The organism is Serratia sp. G204Y, from assembly GCF_051172435.1.
In the GTDB taxonomy this organism is placed as follows: domain Bacteria; phylum Pseudomonadota; class Gammaproteobacteria; order Enterobacterales; family Enterobacteriaceae; genus Serratia; species Serratia sarumanii.
Genome location: NZ_JBPIZA010000001.1, coordinates 172,305 through 188,859, shown reverse-complemented (window position 1 = coordinate 188,859; position 16,555 = coordinate 172,305). Strand labels below are relative to the sequence as shown.

The window sequence follows — 16,555 nt, the reverse complement described above, 5'->3', positions numbered from 1 at the left end:
GCGGGATTTTACAGAACAAAACACTAGTAAAATTATAGTTCATGAAATTATGAACCACAAAATAACTTTACCTTTGCTTATCATAACTAAAATCTCCCGTTACGACATGCATTTGCACCAAAGGCGTGCAAAACCCTTCAAAAGCAACTACGCCAGGAGTACATTGGGCGGGTTGCGGCGTCCCACGGTAGGAGCGCCCCTATCCCAGCAAAAGGCTCAACTTTTTATGTCCCCCATTGAGAAATCCAGCAAACTGGACAACGTCTGCTATGACATTCGCGGCCCGGTGCTTAAAGAAGCTAAACGTCTTGAAGAAGAAGGCAACAAAGTCCTGAAACTGAACATCGGCAACCCTGCCCCGTTCGGTTTCGACGCCCCTGACGAAATCCTGGTCGACGTGATCCGCAATCTGCCCACGGCGCAAGGCTATTCCGACTCCAAGGGCCTCTTCTCGGCGCGTAAAGCGATCATGCAGCACTATCAGGCGCGCAACATGCGTGACGTGACCGTTGAGGATATCTACATTGGCAACGGCGTCTCGGAACTGATCGTCCAATCCATGCAGGCGCTGCTCAACAGCGGCGACGAAATGCTGGTCCCGGCGCCGGACTACCCGCTGTGGACCGCCGCGGTATCGCTGTCCGGTGGCAAGGCCGTGCACTACCTGTGCGATGAGCAGGCCGGCTGGTTCCCGGATCTGGACGACATCATCAGCAAGATCACCCCGCGCACCCGCGGCATCGTGATCATCAACCCGAACAACCCGACCGGCGCGGTTTACAGCAAAGCGCTGCTGGAACAGATCGTCGAGATCGCCCGTCAACACAACCTGATCATCTTCGCCGACGAGATCTACGACAAGATCCTGTATGACGAAGCCGAGCACCATTCGATCGCCGCGCTGGCGCCGGATTTGCTGACCGTCACCTTCAACGGCCTGTCGAAAACCTACCGCGTGGCGGGCTTCCGCCAGGGCTGGATGGTGCTGAACGGGCCGAAGAAGCACGCCAAAGGCTATATCGAAGGGCTGGAGATGCTGGCTTCGATGCGCCTGTGCGCCAACGTGCCGATGCAGCACGCCATTCAGACCGCGCTGGGCGGTTATCAGAGCATCAGCGAGTTCATTCAGCCCGGTGGCCGCCTGTACGAACAGCGCAACCGCACCTGGGAGCTGCTCAACGACATCCCGGGCGTCTCTTGCGTGAAGCCGCAGGGCGCGCTGTACATGTTCCCACGCATCGACGCCAAGCGCTTCAACATCCACGACGACCAGAAGCTGGTGCTGGATCTGCTGCTGCAGGAAAAAGTGCTGCTGGTGCAGGGCACCGCGTTCAACTGGCCTTATCCGGATCACGTGCGCATCGTCACCCTGCCGCGCGTAGACGAGCTGGAAATGGCGGTCGGCAAGCTGGGCCGCTTCCTCGAAGGCTACCACCAGTAATCGCCTGGGGCGCAGCGCCTTGTTGCGCCCTTCTCTCACTGCCCGGTTGCAAAATTCGCCGTCACTGCTTCACAATGGGGCCCTCACTTGCCGTTAAAGAGAGCACCATGAGCCAGAGCCATTTCTTCGCCCATCTGTCCCGCCTGAAACTGATCAACCGCTGGCCGCTGATGCGCAACGTGCGTACCGAGAACGTTTCCGAACACAGTCTGCAGGTGGCTTTTGTCGCCCACGCGTTGGCGGTGATCAAAAACCGCAAATTCAACGGCAACCTCAACGCCGACCGCGTTGCGCTGCTGGCGATGTACCACGACGCCAGCGAAGTGATCACTGGCGACATGCCAACGCCGATCAAGTACTACAATCCGCAGATCGCCCACGAATACAAGAAGATCGAAAAGATCGCCCAGCAAAAGCTGCTGGACATGATCCCGGCGGAGCTGCGCAACGATTTCCGCACCATTCTCGATGAGCACTACTACAGCGAAGATGAAAAGCAGGTAGTGAAGCAGGCAGACGCACTGTGCGCCTACCTGAAATGCCTGGAGGAACTCTCTGCCGGCAACAACGAATTCACCCTAGCCAAGGCGCGGCTGGATAAAACCCTGGAACAGCGCCGCAGCCCGGAAATGGACTACTTCATGGACGTGTTCATCCCCAGCTTCAGCCTGTCATTGGACGAAATCAGCCTCGACAGCTCGCTGTAACCCCGCCGGCGCAGCCTCGCTGCGCCGTTAAAAGCCGTAGAGCCACGGCACCACAATCACGCTGACCGCCATCACCAGCAGGGTGAACGGCACGCCGAGACGCACGAAATCGCCGAACTTGTAATTGCCCGGCCCCAGCACCAGCGTGTTGACCGGTGAAGAAACCGGCGTCATAAAGGCGGCGGACGCGGCGATGGCGATAATCATCGCGAACGGGTATGGCGAAACGCCCATTTCGCGCGCGGCGGCGATGGCGATCGGCGCCATCAGCACCGCCGTCGCGGTGTTGGAAATAAACAGGCCGATGGTGGCGCACAAGACGAACAGGCACAGCAGCATCACGCGCGGCCCCGCGCCGCCGGCGACGTCCATCAGCCCGCTGACGATCAGATCCACCCCGCCGGTCTTTTGCAGCGCCTGCGCGAACGGCATCATGCCGACGATCAAAATGATGCTCGGCCAATGGATCGATTTATAGGCGCTCTCCATATCGATACAGCGGAACTTGCCCATCAGCAGACAGGCGATCAGCGCCGCGATAGGGTTGGGGATTTCGTCGGTCAGCATCATCGCCACCATCAGCGCCAGGCAAAACAGCGCGTGCGGCGCCTGCGTGATGGCCGGCGCCACTTCGTCCACCTCGGCCGGCAGGTTGAGCACGATAAAGTCGTGGGTTTTGGCCTGCAGCTGACGGATCGCCTTCCAGTCGCCGATCACCAGCAAGATGTCGCCCAGCTCCAGCGGCTCGTCCACCAGCTTGCCGCCCAGCGTCTCGCCGTGGCGGCGGATGCCCACCACGTTCAGATCGTAGCGGCTGCGGAACGCCGCTTCGCGCAGGCTTTTGCCCAGCAGCGCCGAGTCCGGGATCAGCGACACTTCGGCCATGCCGACGTTGCGCGACTGTTCCGAGAAGTAATCGCCGCGCAGCACCATCGGCTCCAGCCGCTGCTCGCCGCAGAATTCGCGCAGATCGACCTGGCTGTCCGACATGTCGATTAAAAGAACGTCGCCCTCGCGCAGCTCGGTGCTGCCGGAAGCGCTGACCATCACCCGCCGGAAGCGTTTCCAGCGCTCAATGCCCACCACGTTGGCGCCATAGCGCGCACGCAGGTGCAGTTCATCCAGCGAACGCCCGATCAGCGGCGAAGCGCTGCGGACAGCCAGCCGCCGCGCGCGGCCGGTCAGCTTGTAGTCGCGGATCAAATCGCGGAAGGTTCGGCGCTGCCAGTCATCGCCGGCTTTGCCCGTGTCACCGCTGCCCAGCCAACGCCGAGCGATCAGCATGTAACCGACGCCCAGCGCCAGCACCGCCAGACCGATGGGCGTCACGCTGAAGAAGCCGAAACCATGGATGCCTTCACGCACCAGTTCGCTGTTGACCACCATGTTGGGCGGCGTGGCCACCAGCGTCATCATGCCGCTGATGAGCCCGGCGAAGCTGAGCGGCATCATCAGCCGCCCCGGCGCAATCTTCATTCTCGCCGTCACGCTGAGCACCACCGGGATAAAGATCGCCACCACGCCGGTCGAGCTCATGAACGCGCCCAGCCCGGCGACCGTCACCATCAGCAGCATCAACATTTTGGTTTCGCTGCTGCCGGCCACTTTCACCAGCCAGTCGCCGACCTGATAGGCCACGCCGGTGCGCACCAGCCCTTCGCCGATCACGAACAGCGCGGCGATCAAAATCACGTTGGGATCGCTGAAACCGACCGTCGCCTCCTGCAGGCTGAGCGTGCCGCTCAGCACGAAGGCGATGATCACCAACAGCGCCACCACGTCCATACGCAGCTTGTTGGTGGTAAACAGCACGATGGCAATCAGCAGTAAACTCAGCACCCACAGTAATTCGCTGTTCAAAACGGCCTCATCCGGCAAATATCCAAGGGTCTAAAAAATAGCATAAAAAAACCCCGCCGAAGCGGGGTCTAATCAATTAGGGTGAAGATAATGCCGCTCAGGCCAGCCGGCGAACGATCGCGCCCTGCGCCGTTTTATCGACGGCGATCTGCGCCAGCGAATCCAGCCGCAGGTCGACCTGCTCCAGCTTCGGCGTATCCGCCGGCGCGTTGACCGCGATCACCTGGCAGCCCGCGGCCAGGCCGGAGAGAATGCCGGCCGGCGCGTCTTCAACCACCACGCACTCGTGCGGCGCCAGCCCCAAGCGCTCGGCGCCCAACAGATAGGCGTCGGGCTGCGGCTTGCCGTGTTTAACCTGCTCGGCGGTGATGAACACCTCCGGCTGCGGCAAACCGCCGGCCTGGCGGCGAGCGCCGGCCACCGGCACCGAACCGGAGGTGACGATCGCCCAAGGGATGCCGAGCGCGTTCAGGCGCTCCAGCAGCGCAATCGCGCCCGGCAGCGCGCGAACGCCGTCGGTATCCTGCGCTTCCACCTGCTCCAGCAACTCGAACTCGCGCTGAATTTCCGCTTCGCTTTCGCCCGGCATAAAGTGGCGCAGAGAAGTAATGGCCTGTTTACCGTGAATGAAGTCCAGCACCGCTTGCGGGTTGACACCGCGGCGTTCGGCCCAGTGCGTCCAGGCGCGCTCTACCGCCGGCAGCGAATCCACCAGGGTGCCATCAAGATCGAACAGAAAACCCTTACACTCCACAGAAAACCTCTTCTTAATCAAGCATTGATGATTTGCGCTATCTCAACGGCGCTCAAGTGATACTGGCGCGGACAGGCCAGCCAGATCGCCAGCATGCGCTGGTATTTTTCCCACATTTTGGTCTGGGCGTTGAAACCGTGGCTGCCGGAATCGAAGTGAGTATAGCGCCCCTCGGTGCTGACCAGGAAACGCACGTAGCTCAGGTAGCGCGCCTCGGTGGCGGCGTCGAAGCCGAGAAACGCCAGGCGGCGCTCGTCCAGATCCTGCTTCTCTTTCAGGTTGCCCCAGGAAACCTGCAGCGCATGGTGCATCTCCATCACGTTGATGATGGTGCGGCACACCTCTTCGCTCAGTTCGCCGAAGTCGCGATCCAGTTCGCGCATTTGCAAACCGAAGCCGCGTTCGACGATGGTTTGCAACCGGCGATAACGGTCGCCGTTGTCCGGATCGAGCAGGGTCATCATCTTGTACTGGTTCGACAGGATCAGCCGCTGGGCGTTGGTCATTTCCATCAGGATTTCCTCATTTCTGTGTGATGGCGGGAGCATCGCACAGCGCAAGAACGCAGGAAATCACAACTCGACCGTTCTTTGATTTAAACCGGGGTTATTGGCGCTTTGACGAGAAAGGCCGCACAACGCGGCCTTTTTTCATTTACAGATCGTCGAGGAAAGTTTTGTCCAGCTGCTTGAAAGCGCGCTTGAGCAGATCGGCCAACGTCTGATAGGTCGGCGTGCCTTCGAGCGGCGCCACCGCCTGCCCGGCTTCCGTCAGCTTGTTGCGCACCTCATGGAACCATTGCAGCAGCGTCGGCGGCAGCGGCGTGACCGAACGGCGCCCCAGCCACCACAGCCCCTGCATCGGCAGGCTGCAGGCGAACAGCGCGGTGGCAATCGCCGGGCCGAGCTGGCCGCCGAGCGCGATCTGCCAGGTCAGCGTGAAAATCGCCAACGGCGGCATGAAACGGATAGCGAAACGGGTGGCACGCGCAACGCGGTTCTCCGGAAAGACCGGTGCCAGACGTTTGTCCGACGGCCAGGTTTTCATATAATGCTGCCCGCGCTGGAAGACCTGAAACCAGCTTACGGAACCGGACGGTTTGCTCGTCATTGCGTACCTCAACGTCACGTAAAGAAACTAAAAGCGTGCTGCCAGAGACCATACTAAAAAATTTGAAGCTTTAAATTTATTTTGTGTTTACACCGGGCTATCGGTATCCTAAGCCGGCCTTGTGGCCGGTAGAAGATGACGCAAACTTTGTCAACTTTTAGCCCTATAAAAATCAAGATTATTTAAACCGCAGAGAAATCATCGGTTTTTCCATCATCCTGTGATTTGTGCACGTCACATGATGTTAATCATAAATGTCATCGGCACTATGCGCTACGCTTGTTGTCTGATTGACGATTAATTCACCACGTGTTTTCGATTTTCTTTTAACAACACGACTATTTAAGTAGGTACTTCCATGTCGAGTAAGCTAGTACTGGTTCTTAACTGCGGCAGTTCTTCTCTGAAATTCGCCATCATCGATGCCGTTAACGGCGACGAATTCCTCTCCGGTTTGGCCGAGTGTTTCCACCTGCCTGAAGCTCGCATCAAGTGGAAAATGGACGGCGCCAAACACGAAGCTGCCCTGGGGGCCGGCGCTGCACACAGCGAAGCGCTGAACTTCATCGTGAATACTATTCTGGCACAAAAACCAGAGCTTTCCGCGCAGCTGACCGCCATCGGCCACCGCATCGTGCACGGCGGCGAGAAGTTCACCGCTTCCGCCGTGATCAACGACGAAGTTCTGCAGGGTATCAAAGATTCCGTGCCGTTTGCACCACTGCACAACCCGGCTCACCTGATCGGCATCGCGGAAGCGCTGAAATCCTTCCCTAACCTGGCCGACAAGAACGTTGCCGTGTTCGATACCGCGTTCCACCAGACCATGCCGGAAGAATCTTACCTGTACGCCCTGCCGTACAGCCTGTACCGCGACCACGGCGTTCGCCGCTACGGCGCGCACGGCACCAGCCACTTCTACGTGACTCAGGAAGCCGCGAAGATGCTGAACAAGCCGGTGGAAGAAGTGAACGTGATCACTTGCCACCTGGGCAACGGCGGTTCCGTCACCGCAGTGCGCAACGGCCAGTGCGTTGACACCTCCATGGGCCTGACCCCGCTGGAAGGCCTGGTGATGGGCACCCGCAGCGGTGACATCGATCCGGCTATCATCTTCCACCTGCACGATTCTCTGGGCATGAGCGTTGACCAGATCAACAAGATGCTGACCAAAGAATCCGGCCTGCTGGGCCTGACCGAAGTCACCAGCGACTGCCGTTACGTTGAAGACAACTACGACAGCAAAGCCGACGCCAAACGCGCCATGGACGTGTTCTGCCACCGTCTGGCCAAATACGTCGGCGCATACAGCGCGCTGATGGAAGGCCGTCTGGACGCGGTGATCTTCACCGGCGGCATCGGCGAGAACGCCGGCATGGTGCGTGAGCTGACCCTGAACAAACTGGGCCTGCTGGGCTTCGAAATCGACCACGACCGCAACATGGCCGCTCGCTTCGGCAAATCCGGCGCCATCACCAAAGACGGCAGCCGCCTGGCGCTGGTGATCCCGACCAACGAAGAGTTGGTCATCGCGCAGGACGCATCCCGCCTGACCGCGTAATGCACTCAAAACACCGTCAGCCCAGGCTGACGGTGTTGTTTTAGCCTCATGTTAATCGTGAAGAGGACTATTCTGTGTCACGTACTATTATGTTGATCCCCACCGGCACCAGCGTCGGCCTGACCAGCGTCAGCCTGGGTGTCATCCGCTCCATGGAGCAAAAAGGCGTTCGTTTGAGCGTGTTCAAGCCTATCGCTCAACCGCGCACCGGCGACAACGCGCTCGACCAGACCACCACCATCATCCGCAGCAACTCCACCATCCCGGCGGCCGAACCGCTGCGCATGGACTACGTTGAGGGCCTGCTGAGCTCCAACCAGCAAGACGTGCTGATGGAAGAGATCGTGGCGCGTTACCACGAGAACACCAAAGACGCGGAAGTGGTGCTGATCGAAGGCCTGGTACCGACCCGCAAGCATCAGTTCGCCAACGCGCTGAACTACGAGATCGCCAAAACCCTGAACGCCGAGATCGTCTTCGTGCTGGCGCTGGGCAACGACTCCCCGGCGCAGTTGAAAGAGCGCATCGAACTGGCGCGCACCAGCTTCGGCGGCAGCAAGAACAAAAACATCACCGGCGTGATCATCAACAAGCTGAACGCACCGGTCGACGATCAGGGCCGCACCCGTCCTGACCTGTCCGAAATCTTCGACGACTCCACCAAAGCCAGCATCGCCCACGTCGATCCTGCGCAGCTGTTCGCCAACAGCCCGCTGCCGGTTCTGGGCTGCGTGCCGTGGAGCTTCGATCTGATCGCCACCCGCGCCATCGATATGGCTCGCCACCTGAAGGCCCGCGTGGTCAACGAAGGCGACATCATGACCCGCCGCGTGAAGTCCGTGACCTTCTGTGCGCGCAGCATCCCGCACATGCTGGAACACTTCCGCCCGGGCTCCCTGCTGGTGACCTCCGCAGACCGTCCTGACGTGCTGGTCTCCGCCTGCCTGGCGGCGATGAACGGCGTGGAAATCGGCGCCATCCTGCTGACCGGCGGCTACGCCATCGACGAGCCGATCAAGAAGCTGTGCGAACGCGCCTTCCAGACCGGCCTGCCGGTGTTCATGGTCGATACCAACACCTGGCAGACCTCGCTGAGCCTGCAGAGCTTCAACCTCGAAGTGCCGGCGGACGACCACCAGCGCATCGAGAAAGTGCAGAACTACGTGGCCAGCCACATCAACACCGAATGGATCGACTCGCTGACCGCCACCTCCGAGCGTTCACGCCGTCTGTCTCCACCGGCGTTCCGTTACGAGCTGACCGAGCTGGCGCGTAAAGCCGGCAAGCGCATCGTGCTGCCGGAAGGCGACGAGCCGCGCACCGTGAAAGCGGCGGCCATCTGCGCCGAACGCGGCATCGCGGAATGCGTGCTGCTCGGCAACCCGGAAGAAATCCAGCGCGTCGCGGCAGCGCAAGGCGTTGAGCTGGGCAAAGGCATCGAAATCGTCGATCCGGTCGCCGTGCGTGAAAACTACGTGCCGCGTCTGGTTGAGCTGCGCAAGAGCAAGGGCATGACCGAAGTGGTCGCGCGCGAGCAGCTGGAAGACAACGTGGTGCTCGGCACCCTGATGCTGGAACAAGGCGAAGTCGACGGTCTGGTCTCCGGCGCGGTTCACACCACCGCCAACACCATCCGCCCGCCGTTGCAGCTGATCAAAACCGCGCCGGGCAGCTCGCTGGTGTCCTCCGTGTTCTTCATGCTGCTGCCTGACCAGGTACTGGTCTACGGCGACTGCGCGATCAACCCGGATCCGACCGCCGAGCAGCTGTCTGAAATCGCCATCCAGTCTGCGGATTCCGCCGCCGCCTTCGGCATCGAGCCGCGCGTGGCGATGATCTCCTACTCCACCGGCAACTCCGGCGCGGGCAGCGACGTCGAGAAAGTGCGCGAAGCAACCCGTCTGGCGCAGGAAAAACGCCCGGATCTGATCATCGACGGCCCGCTGCAGTACGACGCCGCCATCATGGCCGACGTTGCCAAGTCCAAGGCGCCGAACTCACCGGTAGCCGGCCAGGCGACCGTGTTCATCTTCCCGGATCTGAACACCGGCAACACCACCTACAAAGCGGTACAGCGTTCCGCTGACCTGGTCTCCATCGGGCCGATGCTGCAAGGCATGCGCAAGCCGGTGAACGACCTGTCGCGCGGCGCACTGGTTGACGATATCGTCTACACCGTCGCGCTGACGGCGATCCAGTCTTCCCAGGCTGACGCTGCCGCCAAGGCCTGATACCCTTCGGGGTAGGTGATAAAAAAAACGCCGGTCATTGACCGGCGTTTTTCTTTTTATCCTCTCTAACGCGCCAGCAGCTGCCCGGCGGCCTCCAGAATATGCTCGGCGGTCAGGCCATACTCCTGTTGCAAGAACGCTTGGGTGCCCACCTGGCCGTAACGCTCCTTCACCCCCACGCGCCGCATCGGCGTCGGGCACTCTTCCGCCAGCACCTCCGCCACCGCCGATCCCAGCCCGTTATGAATGCTGTGGTTTTCACAGGTGACGATGCGCCCGGTCTTGGCCGCGTAAGTTTTGATCAGTTCACGGTCGATAGGCTTGAGGGTGAACATATCGATCACCGCCGCGCTGACGCCCTGCTGCGCCAGCCTCTGCGCCGCCTTCAGCGCCTCCGCCACCATGATGCCGTTGGCGATCAGCGTAATGTCGTCGCCGTCGCGCAGCAGGTTGCCCTTGCCGATGGTAAAGCGCGAGCCCTCCTGATAGATGCGCGTCGCCTGCTTGCGAATGGTGCGCACCCAGTAGAAGCCGCGCAGATCCATCAGCTGGCGCAGAATGTCGGCGAACATGGTGGCGTCGGTCACCTCCAGCACCACCGAATGCGCCAGCCCGCGCACGATGCCCATGTCCTCGAACGACATGTGGGTGCCGCCGTTGTGGCAGGCGCTCACCCCGGCGTCGGAGGCGATCACCTTGACGTTGTTGCGCTGATAATCCAGCGACATGAACAGCTGATCGAAACAGCGGCGGCTGGCGAAGGCGGTAAAGGTATGCACGAACGGCACCCGGCCGGTGAGCGACAGCCCGGCGGCGACGCCGATCACGTTGGCCTCCATGATGCCGCAGTTGATCACGTGCTGCGGGTGATCCTTGTGTACGCCGTCCATCGCCATCGAGCTCATCAGATCCGCCTCCAGCGCGATGATCGGCGCGCCCGCCTCAATCTGCCGACGCACCGCGCCGGCGTAGACTTTGCGCATTTCGACGGCGTCGTTTTCCAACTGCGTCACTACGTTAAACATGGGCGGCCTCCAGTTCGGCGATGGCTTTTTCGATTTCCTGCTGCACGTCCGGCGTCAGGCGCAGGTGGTGAGAGTTCGACAGGTTTTCCAGATAGGCCACGCCCTGCCCTTTGATGCTGTCGAGCACGATCGCCAGCGGCCGCTGTTCGCCGCCGCGCGCCGGCGCCACCGCCGCCAGCAGCGCCGCGATGTCGTCACCCTTGATGGTCTGCACCTCAAAGCCGAAGGCGCGGAACTTGGCGGCCAGATCGAACGGTTGGATCACCTCGTCCAGCGCGCCGTCCAGCTGTTGCTTGTTGTAATCGATGAACAGCGTCAGGTTGTTCAGATTGTGGTGGGCGATAAACTGGAACGCCTCCCAGCACTGCCCTTCGTTCAGTTCCCCGTCACCGAGGATGCTGAACACCCGATTGCGGCGCCCCGCCAGCCGATGGGACAACGCCATGCCGGCGGCGATCGACACGCCCTGCCCCAGCGAACCGGTGGTGGCGTCCACGCCGCGCGTGCGCAGCCGGTCCGGGTGGCTCGGCAGACGCGTGCCGTTCTGGTTGAGGGTCTTCAGCTCCGCCAGCGGGAAGTAGCCCTTGATCGCCAGCGTGCTGTACAGCGCCGGGCCGGCGTGTCCTTTCGACAGCACGAAGTCATCGCGCTCCGGCCAGTCAGGATCCGCCGGATCGATGCGCATCACGCTGCCGTACAGCACCGCCAGCGTCTCCACCACCGACATGCAGCCGCCGTAGTGGCCGAAGCCCAGCCCGGTCAGCGCTTTCAGCGTTTCCAGGCGGATCGCCCGCGCCAGGGCATGCAGCTCTTCAATTTCCGTTTCGCTCGTTGTGTAGTTCATCAGTCTGCCCTCGTTATTTCTCGACGCGGTCAGCGGCCGGCGCGCCTTTGCGTTTTCCCAGGAAGTTATGCGCCACCAGCAGCGCGAACACGGCGACGATCACCAGCATGATCATCTCTTTCGACATAAAGCGCGCCATATTGCCCAGCAGGATGCCGATCGCGCCGAAGTCGGCGTCGGAGAAGGTGGTGTTGGCAAAGCCCAACGCCCCCAGCACCGGCAGCAGCAATACCGGCAGGAAGGTGATCAGCAGCCCGTTGGCGAAGGCGCCCAGCATCGCGCCGCGCCGCCCGCCGGTGGCGTTGCCGAACACCCCGGCGGTAGCGCCGGTGAAGAAGTGCGGCACCACGCCGGGCAGGATCAGCACCATCTTCAGCTGCCCCAGCAGGAACAGCCCGGCCAATCCGCCAAGGAAGCTGAACAGGAAGCCGATCAGCACCGCGTTAGGGGCATAGGGATAGACCACCGGGCAATCCAGCGCCGGCCGCGCATTAGGCACCAGCTTTTCCGAGAAGCCGGTGAACGCCGGCACGATTTCCGCCAGAATCAGTCGCACGCCCTGCAGAATGATGAACACCCCGGCGGCGAAGGTGATGGCCTGAATGATCGAATACACCAGGTAGTTCTGGCCGCCGCTGAGCTCGCTTTCCACATAGGCCCGCCCGGCGGAGATCGCCAGGATCAGGTAGATGACGATCATGGTCATCGAGATCGAAATGGAGCTGTCGCGCAGGAAGCTGAGGTTTTTCGGCAGGTTCATCTCCTCGGTCGAGCGCGAGTTTTTACCCACCTTCGAGCCGATCCAGCCGGACAGCACGTAGCCCAGGGTGCCGAAGTGGCCGAAGGCGATATCGTCGTTGCCGGTGATGCGGCGCATATAGCGCTGGGCGATTGCCGGGAAGAACGCCATCACCAACCCCAGGGTCAGCGCGCCGGTAAACACCAGCTGCACGCCCTCGAAGCCCGCCACCGTCAGGATGATGCCGATCATGCAGGCCATGTAGAAAGTGTGGTGGCCGGTCAGGAAGATGTATTTCAGCCGGGTGAAGCGCGCCACCACGATATTCGCCACCATGCCGAACGCCATGATCAGCGCGGTGGAGGCGCCGTATTTCTCCAGCGCGATGGAGACAATGGCTTCGTTATTCGGAATGATGCCCTGAATATTGAACGCATGTTCGAACATGCCGCCTAGCGGATTGAGCGACCCGACCAATACCGTGGCGCCGCCGCCTAGAACGATAAAGCCGAGAATGGTTTTTATCGTGCCTTTCACCACGTCGGAAAACGATTTCTTTTGCGCCAGCAAACCGATCAGCGCAATAAGCCCGACCAGCACCGAAGGCACCTTTAATATATCCACCACAAACTTAAGCGTTTCCTGGATAAACATATCCACCTCGCCAATCGTTTTATTCAGATGATTGAGTGGGCTTCGAAGTAAGCGCGCAGCTTGGCTTCCAGCTCATTAATGTCGATAATGTTACTGATCACCACCAGCTGCTCGGCCGGTACGCTGGCGCTGTCGGCGATGTCTTTCGCCATCACGAACACGTCGGCGGCGCCGGGAGTGGCGGACGACAGATCGGAGTGTTCGACCTCGGCCTCCACCCCCATCTTTTTCAGCACCTTTTTAATGTTCATTTCCACCATAAAACTGCTGCCGAGACCGGAACCGCAGATCGCCATGATTTTCATAATATCCACCTGTTGAATTTAGCGTGTAGGGTAGCGCCGCCGGTCATATTCCCGGCGTTGTTAGCATTGATGGTATTCCTGGTGATTAAACGTTAATAGCGGGCGATAATATCCTCGATTTGCCGTTTATCTTTGGCGTGAAATAACGCCGCCATGGCCTGATTGTCTGAAAATAATTCCGCCAGTTGCGAAATCAATTCGATGTGGCTGTCGCCGTCGGGCGCCGAAAGCATCACCACCACCTGAACCGGATCGTTATCTGCGGAATGAAAGTTCACCCCCTGATGGATCTTCAACAGTGATAATCCCAACGCGTTGGCGCCCTCTTCGGGCCGGGCGTGCGGCATGGCGATGCCCGGCGCCAGGACGAAGTAAGGGCCGAGCTTCTCCTGCTGATGAAAGATGGCCGTCAGGTAATTCGGCGTGATCACGCCGTCTTGCAGCAGCGGCTGCGCGCTCAGCGTGACCGCCTGTCGCCAGTCCTCCACCCGTTCGCACAGCTGTATATGATCGGCGGTCAGCCACTCTTTCAGCACGTTACCCTCCTAAAGGTTGATGGTTTCGGCCGGTGATTAATTCACCGACGACGGTAAAACTTTAATCAACCCCTCCCGGCCACACAGTGATGGATATCACAAAGATAGCGCTACCAAAGCGCTATCATGCAGATCTGTGATAGCGCTATCAAAACGCCGCGCCGCGGCATGGCGTTAACCACAATTTTTTCTCGCTCTTTCGGGTAACGGGGTAGAATGTGCCGCATACGGGGATCGTCGAAGCCGCACCGTCGGCTTCCCGCCCTCACCATTTTTATGCGCCGCGCGCGCATTTCAGTCGGGATTAGGCATGTCGATCGGTAAAAAACGACGCAGCACGGGCAGGGTGACGTTGGCTGACGTAGCGCAGCTGGCGGGCGTCGGCACCATGACGGTGTCGCGCGCGCTGCGCACGCCGGAGCAGGTATCAGACAAACTGCGCGAGAAGATTGAAGCCGCGGTGAGCGAACTGGGGTATCTGCCCAACCTGGCCGCCAGTTCGCTGGCATCGGCCTCGTCCTACACCATCGCCATGGTGGTGCCCAGCCTGTCCGAATCCGGCTGCGCCGAGATGTTCGCCGGCCTGCAGAAAGTGCTGCAGCCGGCCGGCTATCACATCATGCTGGCGGAATCGCAGCACCATCTGGAGCGCGAAGAGAAGCTGCTGGAGACCCTGCTCTCTTACAACCTGGCGGCGGCGGTACTGCTCAGCGTCGAGCATTCGCAAAACGCCCGCAACGCGCTGATCGCCGCCAACATTCCGGTGGTGGAGATCGGCGCCGTGCGCGCCGATCCGATCGACATGAGCATCGGCATCGACTACGTGGCGGCCATGTATCAACTGACGCAAACGGTGATCGCCAGTGGCTACCAGAACATCGGGCTGCTGTGCGCCAACCAGGAACAGTGGATTTTCCAGCAGCACCTGCAGGGCTGGCACAAGGCGCTGCTGCGCAACCATATGTCGCCGCATCGGGTGATCAACGCCGCGCAGCCCGCCAGCTTCAGCACCGGCGCGCAGCAGCTGCCGGAATTCTTGCTGGCCTGGCCGGAGCTGGACGCGCTGGTGTGCGCCTCGGACGAACTGGCCGGCGGCGCGCTGTATGAATGCCAGCGGCGGCGCATCAAGGTGCCGGACAATCTGGCGGTGGTGGGCTTCGGCAACAGCGAATTCAGCCGGGTATGCCAGCCGCCGCTGACCACCATGACCATTCCGCATCGCGACATCGGCATTCAGGCCGGCCAGGCGCTGCTGGCGCGGCTAAACGAGCAGCCCTGGCAGCCGGCAGGCTCCCTGCCCGCCACGCTGTGCCGCCGCGACAGCTGCTGAATCCGCACCATAAAAAAAGCCGGTCGATGACCGGCTTTCTTACGCGTTGGCGTCTCAGTGGTTGTCGAGCGGCTTGCCGTAATCCTGTTCGTTGTTGCGCGTCAGCCACAGCGACAGCGCCTTCAGCGAATCCGGAGTAAACTCGTCGCAGCGCGCGGTGATCTCTTCCGGCGTCAGCCAGCACACCTCGGCCACTTCTTCTTCCTGCAGCGCGAACGGGCCGTGCGATACGCAGCTGAACAGCGCGCCCCACACCCGACACTGCTCTTCTTCGAAGTAGAACAGACCGTGTTCGGCGAAAGGCACGCCGGCGATGCCCAGCTCTTCTTCCGCCTCGCGGCGCGCCGAGTCCAGCACGTTTTCACCGCTTTGCACCACGCCGCCCGCCGTCGCGTCCAGCCAGCCCGGGTAGAAGTCTTTGATCTCGGTGCGACGCTGCACCAGAATTTTTCCCATTCCATCATGCACCACAATATAGGTAGCACGATGACGCAGCCGCTCCGCCCGCATCTGTTGACGACTGGATTGCGCAATCACCTCGTTTTGCTCGTCGACGATATCAACCCATTCGGTATCTGCAGCCTGACCCTGTTCCGCCATCCTCTAAAACCTTCTATTTTGGCGCGATGCATCCCGCGCGCTGGTTAATCAATGAGTGCTTGTCAAAGATTTTTATTGTGTGTGTATAAATTAGTGCGTTTAGCGTGTTAACGCCACCTCCGCGACGACCTTGCCGCCGTCGAGCGTCAGCACGCGCAAAGTGCCCCGATCCAACATGCCGTAGCTGGCCGGAAAGCCCCCTTTGGGGATGCTGACCGAGCCCGGATTGAAGCAATAGATCTCACCCTGCCGCTCCGCCTGCGGCAGATGCGTATGGCCGTAGGCCAGGACGTCACCGCGGGATAACGGCGGCAGTGCCGAGGGATGATAAAGGTGACCGTGGGTCAAAAACAATCGTCTTTTTTGCAGTAAAACCTGTTGCCAGGGCGCCTCGATGGGAAACGTCAGCAGCATCTGGTCGACCTCGCTGTCGCAATTGCCGCGAACGGCGATGATCTTGTCGCTATAGCGATTCAATCGTTCGGCAACCTGAGCAGGTTGATACCCGGCCGGCAGCGCGTTGCGCGGGCCGTGATTCAGCAAATCACCCAGAAGAATCAACCAGTCGGCGCCGTTTTGTGCGAACAATTCCAGCACGCGTTCGGTAGCCGGCAGCGATCCGTGAATATCCGAGGCGAACATCAGCTTCATAACCTTGTCCTATAGAGGGAAATAAGCGCCATTTTACCGCGCCGGCGCCGTGCGGCAAACCGCCGCCCGCCCCGGTGGAGAATTGTGATCCAACCGCGCAGATAGCATCGGACGAATCCCACATAGCCTGCTATCCTTAGCTGCTATTGTTGGATCTCTGATATACCTTTGTGCGCGGCGAAGACCGCAGCAACGTGTAATGAATTA

The 16,555-nt window shown here is 60.5% G+C and carries 16 protein-coding genes; 5 read left to right on the top strand and 11 right to left on the bottom strand.

Annotation, left to right across the window (positions count from 1 at the left end):
* The first annotated feature begins 226 nt into the window (after positions 1 to 226).
* Positions 227 to 1,441 (top strand): pyridoxal phosphate-dependent aminotransferase, encoded by a 1,215-nt coding sequence (locus tag ACSBQQ_RS00940; protein ID WP_004936047.1) that lies wholly within the window; start codon positions 227 to 229, stop codon positions 1,439 to 1,441.
* Positions 1,442 to 1,548: 107 nt separating this feature from the next.
* Positions 1,549 to 2,148, top strand: a complete 600-nt coding sequence (gene yfbR, locus ACSBQQ_RS00935) for a 5'-deoxynucleotidase (RefSeq protein ID WP_025303666.1) — start codon at positions 1,549 to 1,551, stop codon at positions 2,146 to 2,148.
* Positions 2,149 to 2,175: 27 nt separating this feature from the next.
* On the opposite strand, the gene ACSBQQ_RS00930 is transcribed toward yfbR, so the two are convergent.
* The 4 genes from ACSBQQ_RS00930 to yfbV form a co-directional block, all read right to left on the bottom strand.
* Positions 2,176 to 4,026, bottom strand: a complete 1,851-nt coding sequence (locus ACSBQQ_RS00930; RefSeq protein WP_071883829.1) for an SLC13 family permease — start codon at positions 4,024 to 4,026, stop codon at positions 2,176 to 2,178.
* Between the two features lie 79 nt (positions 4,027 to 4,105).
* A complete protein-coding gene (locus ACSBQQ_RS00925) occupies positions 4,106 to 4,762 on the bottom strand; it encodes a sugar phosphatase (protein ID WP_033648049.1) in 657 nt (218 codons plus the stop codon).
* Between the two features lie 17 nt (positions 4,763 to 4,779).
* The gene (locus ACSBQQ_RS00920) at positions 4,780 to 5,274 is read right to left on the bottom strand and encodes a YfbU family protein (RefSeq protein ID WP_016926898.1); all 495 of its coding nucleotides are present in this window, start codon (positions 5,272 to 5,274) and stop codon (positions 4,780 to 4,782) included.
* 142 nt (positions 5,275 to 5,416) lie between these two features.
* On the bottom strand, positions 5,417 to 5,872 hold the full coding sequence (gene yfbV, locus ACSBQQ_RS00915; protein ID WP_004936061.1) for a terminus macrodomain insulation protein YfbV: 456 nt from the start codon (positions 5,870 to 5,872) through the stop codon (positions 5,417 to 5,419).
* Positions 5,873 to 6,230: 358 nt separating this feature from the next.
* On the opposite strand from yfbV, the gene ackA reads away from it, so the two are divergent.
* Positions 6,231 to 7,433 (top strand): acetate kinase, encoded by a 1,203-nt coding sequence (gene ackA / locus ACSBQQ_RS00910; protein WP_025303669.1) that lies wholly within the window; start codon positions 6,231 to 6,233, stop codon positions 7,431 to 7,433.
* A gap of 74 nt (positions 7,434 to 7,507) precedes the next feature.
* On the top strand, positions 7,508 to 9,664 hold the full coding sequence (pta, locus tag ACSBQQ_RS00905) for a phosphate acetyltransferase (RefSeq protein WP_033635332.1): 2,157 nt from the start codon (positions 7,508 to 7,510) through the stop codon (positions 9,662 to 9,664).
* A 65-nt stretch (positions 9,665 to 9,729) separates the two neighbouring features.
* On the opposite strand, the gene ACSBQQ_RS00900 is transcribed toward pta, so the two are convergent.
* From ACSBQQ_RS00900 to ACSBQQ_RS00880, 5 genes are all read right to left on the bottom strand, one after another.
* Positions 9,730 to 10,689, bottom strand: a complete 960-nt coding sequence (locus ACSBQQ_RS00900) for a transketolase family protein (RefSeq protein ID WP_039564982.1) — start codon at positions 10,687 to 10,689, stop codon at positions 9,730 to 9,732.
* Entirely contained in the window at positions 10,682 to 11,533 is an 852-nt protein-coding gene (locus ACSBQQ_RS00895; RefSeq protein WP_033635336.1) for a transketolase, read from the bottom strand. Before ACSBQQ_RS00895 ends, ACSBQQ_RS00900 begins: the two co-directional genes overlap by 8 nt.
* Before the next feature lie 13 nt (positions 11,534 to 11,546).
* Positions 11,547 to 12,926 carry a PTS ascorbate transporter subunit IIC gene (locus ACSBQQ_RS00890; RefSeq protein WP_039564978.1) on the bottom strand — a complete coding sequence of 460 codons (1,380 nt, stop codon included), beginning with the start codon at positions 12,924 to 12,926 and terminating at the stop codon, positions 11,547 to 11,549.
* 23 nt (positions 12,927 to 12,949) lie between these two features.
* A complete protein-coding gene (locus ACSBQQ_RS00885) occupies positions 12,950 to 13,231 on the bottom strand; it encodes a PTS sugar transporter subunit IIB (RefSeq protein ID WP_025303676.1) in 282 nt (93 codons plus the stop codon).
* Between the two features lie 92 nt (positions 13,232 to 13,323).
* The gene (locus tag ACSBQQ_RS00880; RefSeq protein ID WP_033653756.1) at positions 13,324 to 13,767 is read right to left on the bottom strand and encodes a PTS sugar transporter subunit IIA; all 444 of its coding nucleotides are present in this window, start codon (positions 13,765 to 13,767) and stop codon (positions 13,324 to 13,326) included.
* Positions 13,768 to 14,077: 310 nt separating this feature from the next.
* Between ACSBQQ_RS00880 and ACSBQQ_RS00875 the strand changes: the two genes are divergently transcribed.
* Positions 14,078 to 15,097 carry a LacI family DNA-binding transcriptional regulator gene (locus ACSBQQ_RS00875; RefSeq protein WP_004936083.1) on the top strand — a complete coding sequence of 340 codons (1,020 nt, stop codon included), beginning with the start codon at positions 14,078 to 14,080 and terminating at the stop codon, positions 15,095 to 15,097.
* A 54-nt stretch (positions 15,098 to 15,151) separates the two neighbouring features.
* On the opposite strand, the gene yfcD is transcribed toward ACSBQQ_RS00875, so the two are convergent.
* Together yfcD and yfcE are read right to left on the bottom strand one after the other, a co-directional pair.
* The gene (gene yfcD / locus ACSBQQ_RS00870; protein WP_004936086.1) at positions 15,152 to 15,697 is read right to left on the bottom strand and encodes an NUDIX hydrolase YfcD; all 546 of its coding nucleotides are present in this window, start codon (positions 15,695 to 15,697) and stop codon (positions 15,152 to 15,154) included.
* A 99-nt stretch (positions 15,698 to 15,796) separates the two neighbouring features.
* A complete protein-coding gene (gene yfcE / locus ACSBQQ_RS00865) occupies positions 15,797 to 16,348 on the bottom strand; it encodes a phosphodiesterase (RefSeq protein WP_033648055.1) in 552 nt (183 codons plus the stop codon).
* Positions 16,349 to 16,555 lie beyond the last annotated feature (207 nt).

Excerpts from the sequence above, each read along its gene's own strand:
- ACSBQQ_RS00940 (WP_004936047.1), top strand. The coding sequence starts at position 227 with ATGTCCCCCATTGAGAAATCCAGCAAACTGGACAACGTCTGCTATGAC.
- yfbR (WP_025303666.1), top strand. The coding sequence starts at position 1,549 with ATGAGCCAGAGCCATTTCTTCGCCCATCTGTCCCGCCTGAAACTGATC.
- ACSBQQ_RS00920 (WP_016926898.1), bottom strand. The coding sequence starts at position 5,274 with ATGGAAATGACCAACGCCCAGCGGCTGATCCTGTCGAACCAGTACAAG.
- yfbV (WP_004936061.1), bottom strand. The coding sequence starts at position 5,872 with ATGACGAGCAAACCGTCCGGTTCCGTAAGCTGGTTTCAGGTCTTCCAG.
- ackA (WP_025303669.1), top strand. The coding sequence starts at position 6,231 with ATGTCGAGTAAGCTAGTACTGGTTCTTAACTGCGGCAGTTCTTCTCTG.
- ACSBQQ_RS00900 (WP_039564982.1), bottom strand. The coding sequence starts at position 10,689 with ATGTTTAACGTAGTGACGCAGTTGGAAAACGACGCCGTCGAAATGCGC.
- ACSBQQ_RS00895 (WP_033635336.1), bottom strand. The coding sequence starts at position 11,533 with ATGAACTACACAACGAGCGAAACGGAAATTGAAGAGCTGCATGCCCTG.
- ACSBQQ_RS00890 (WP_039564978.1), bottom strand. The coding sequence starts at position 12,926 with ATGTTTATCCAGGAAACGCTTAAGTTTGTGGTGGATATATTAAAGGTG.
- ACSBQQ_RS00885 (WP_025303676.1), bottom strand. The coding sequence starts at position 13,231 with ATGAAAATCATGGCGATCTGCGGTTCCGGTCTCGGCAGCAGTTTTATG.
- ACSBQQ_RS00875 (WP_004936083.1), top strand. The coding sequence starts at position 14,078 with ATGTCGATCGGTAAAAAACGACGCAGCACGGGCAGGGTGACGTTGGCT.
- yfcD (WP_004936086.1), bottom strand. The coding sequence starts at position 15,697 with ATGGCGGAACAGGGTCAGGCTGCAGATACCGAATGGGTTGATATCGTC.
- yfcE (WP_033648055.1), bottom strand. The coding sequence starts at position 16,348 with ATGAAGCTGATGTTCGCCTCGGATATTCACGGATCGCTGCCGGCTACC.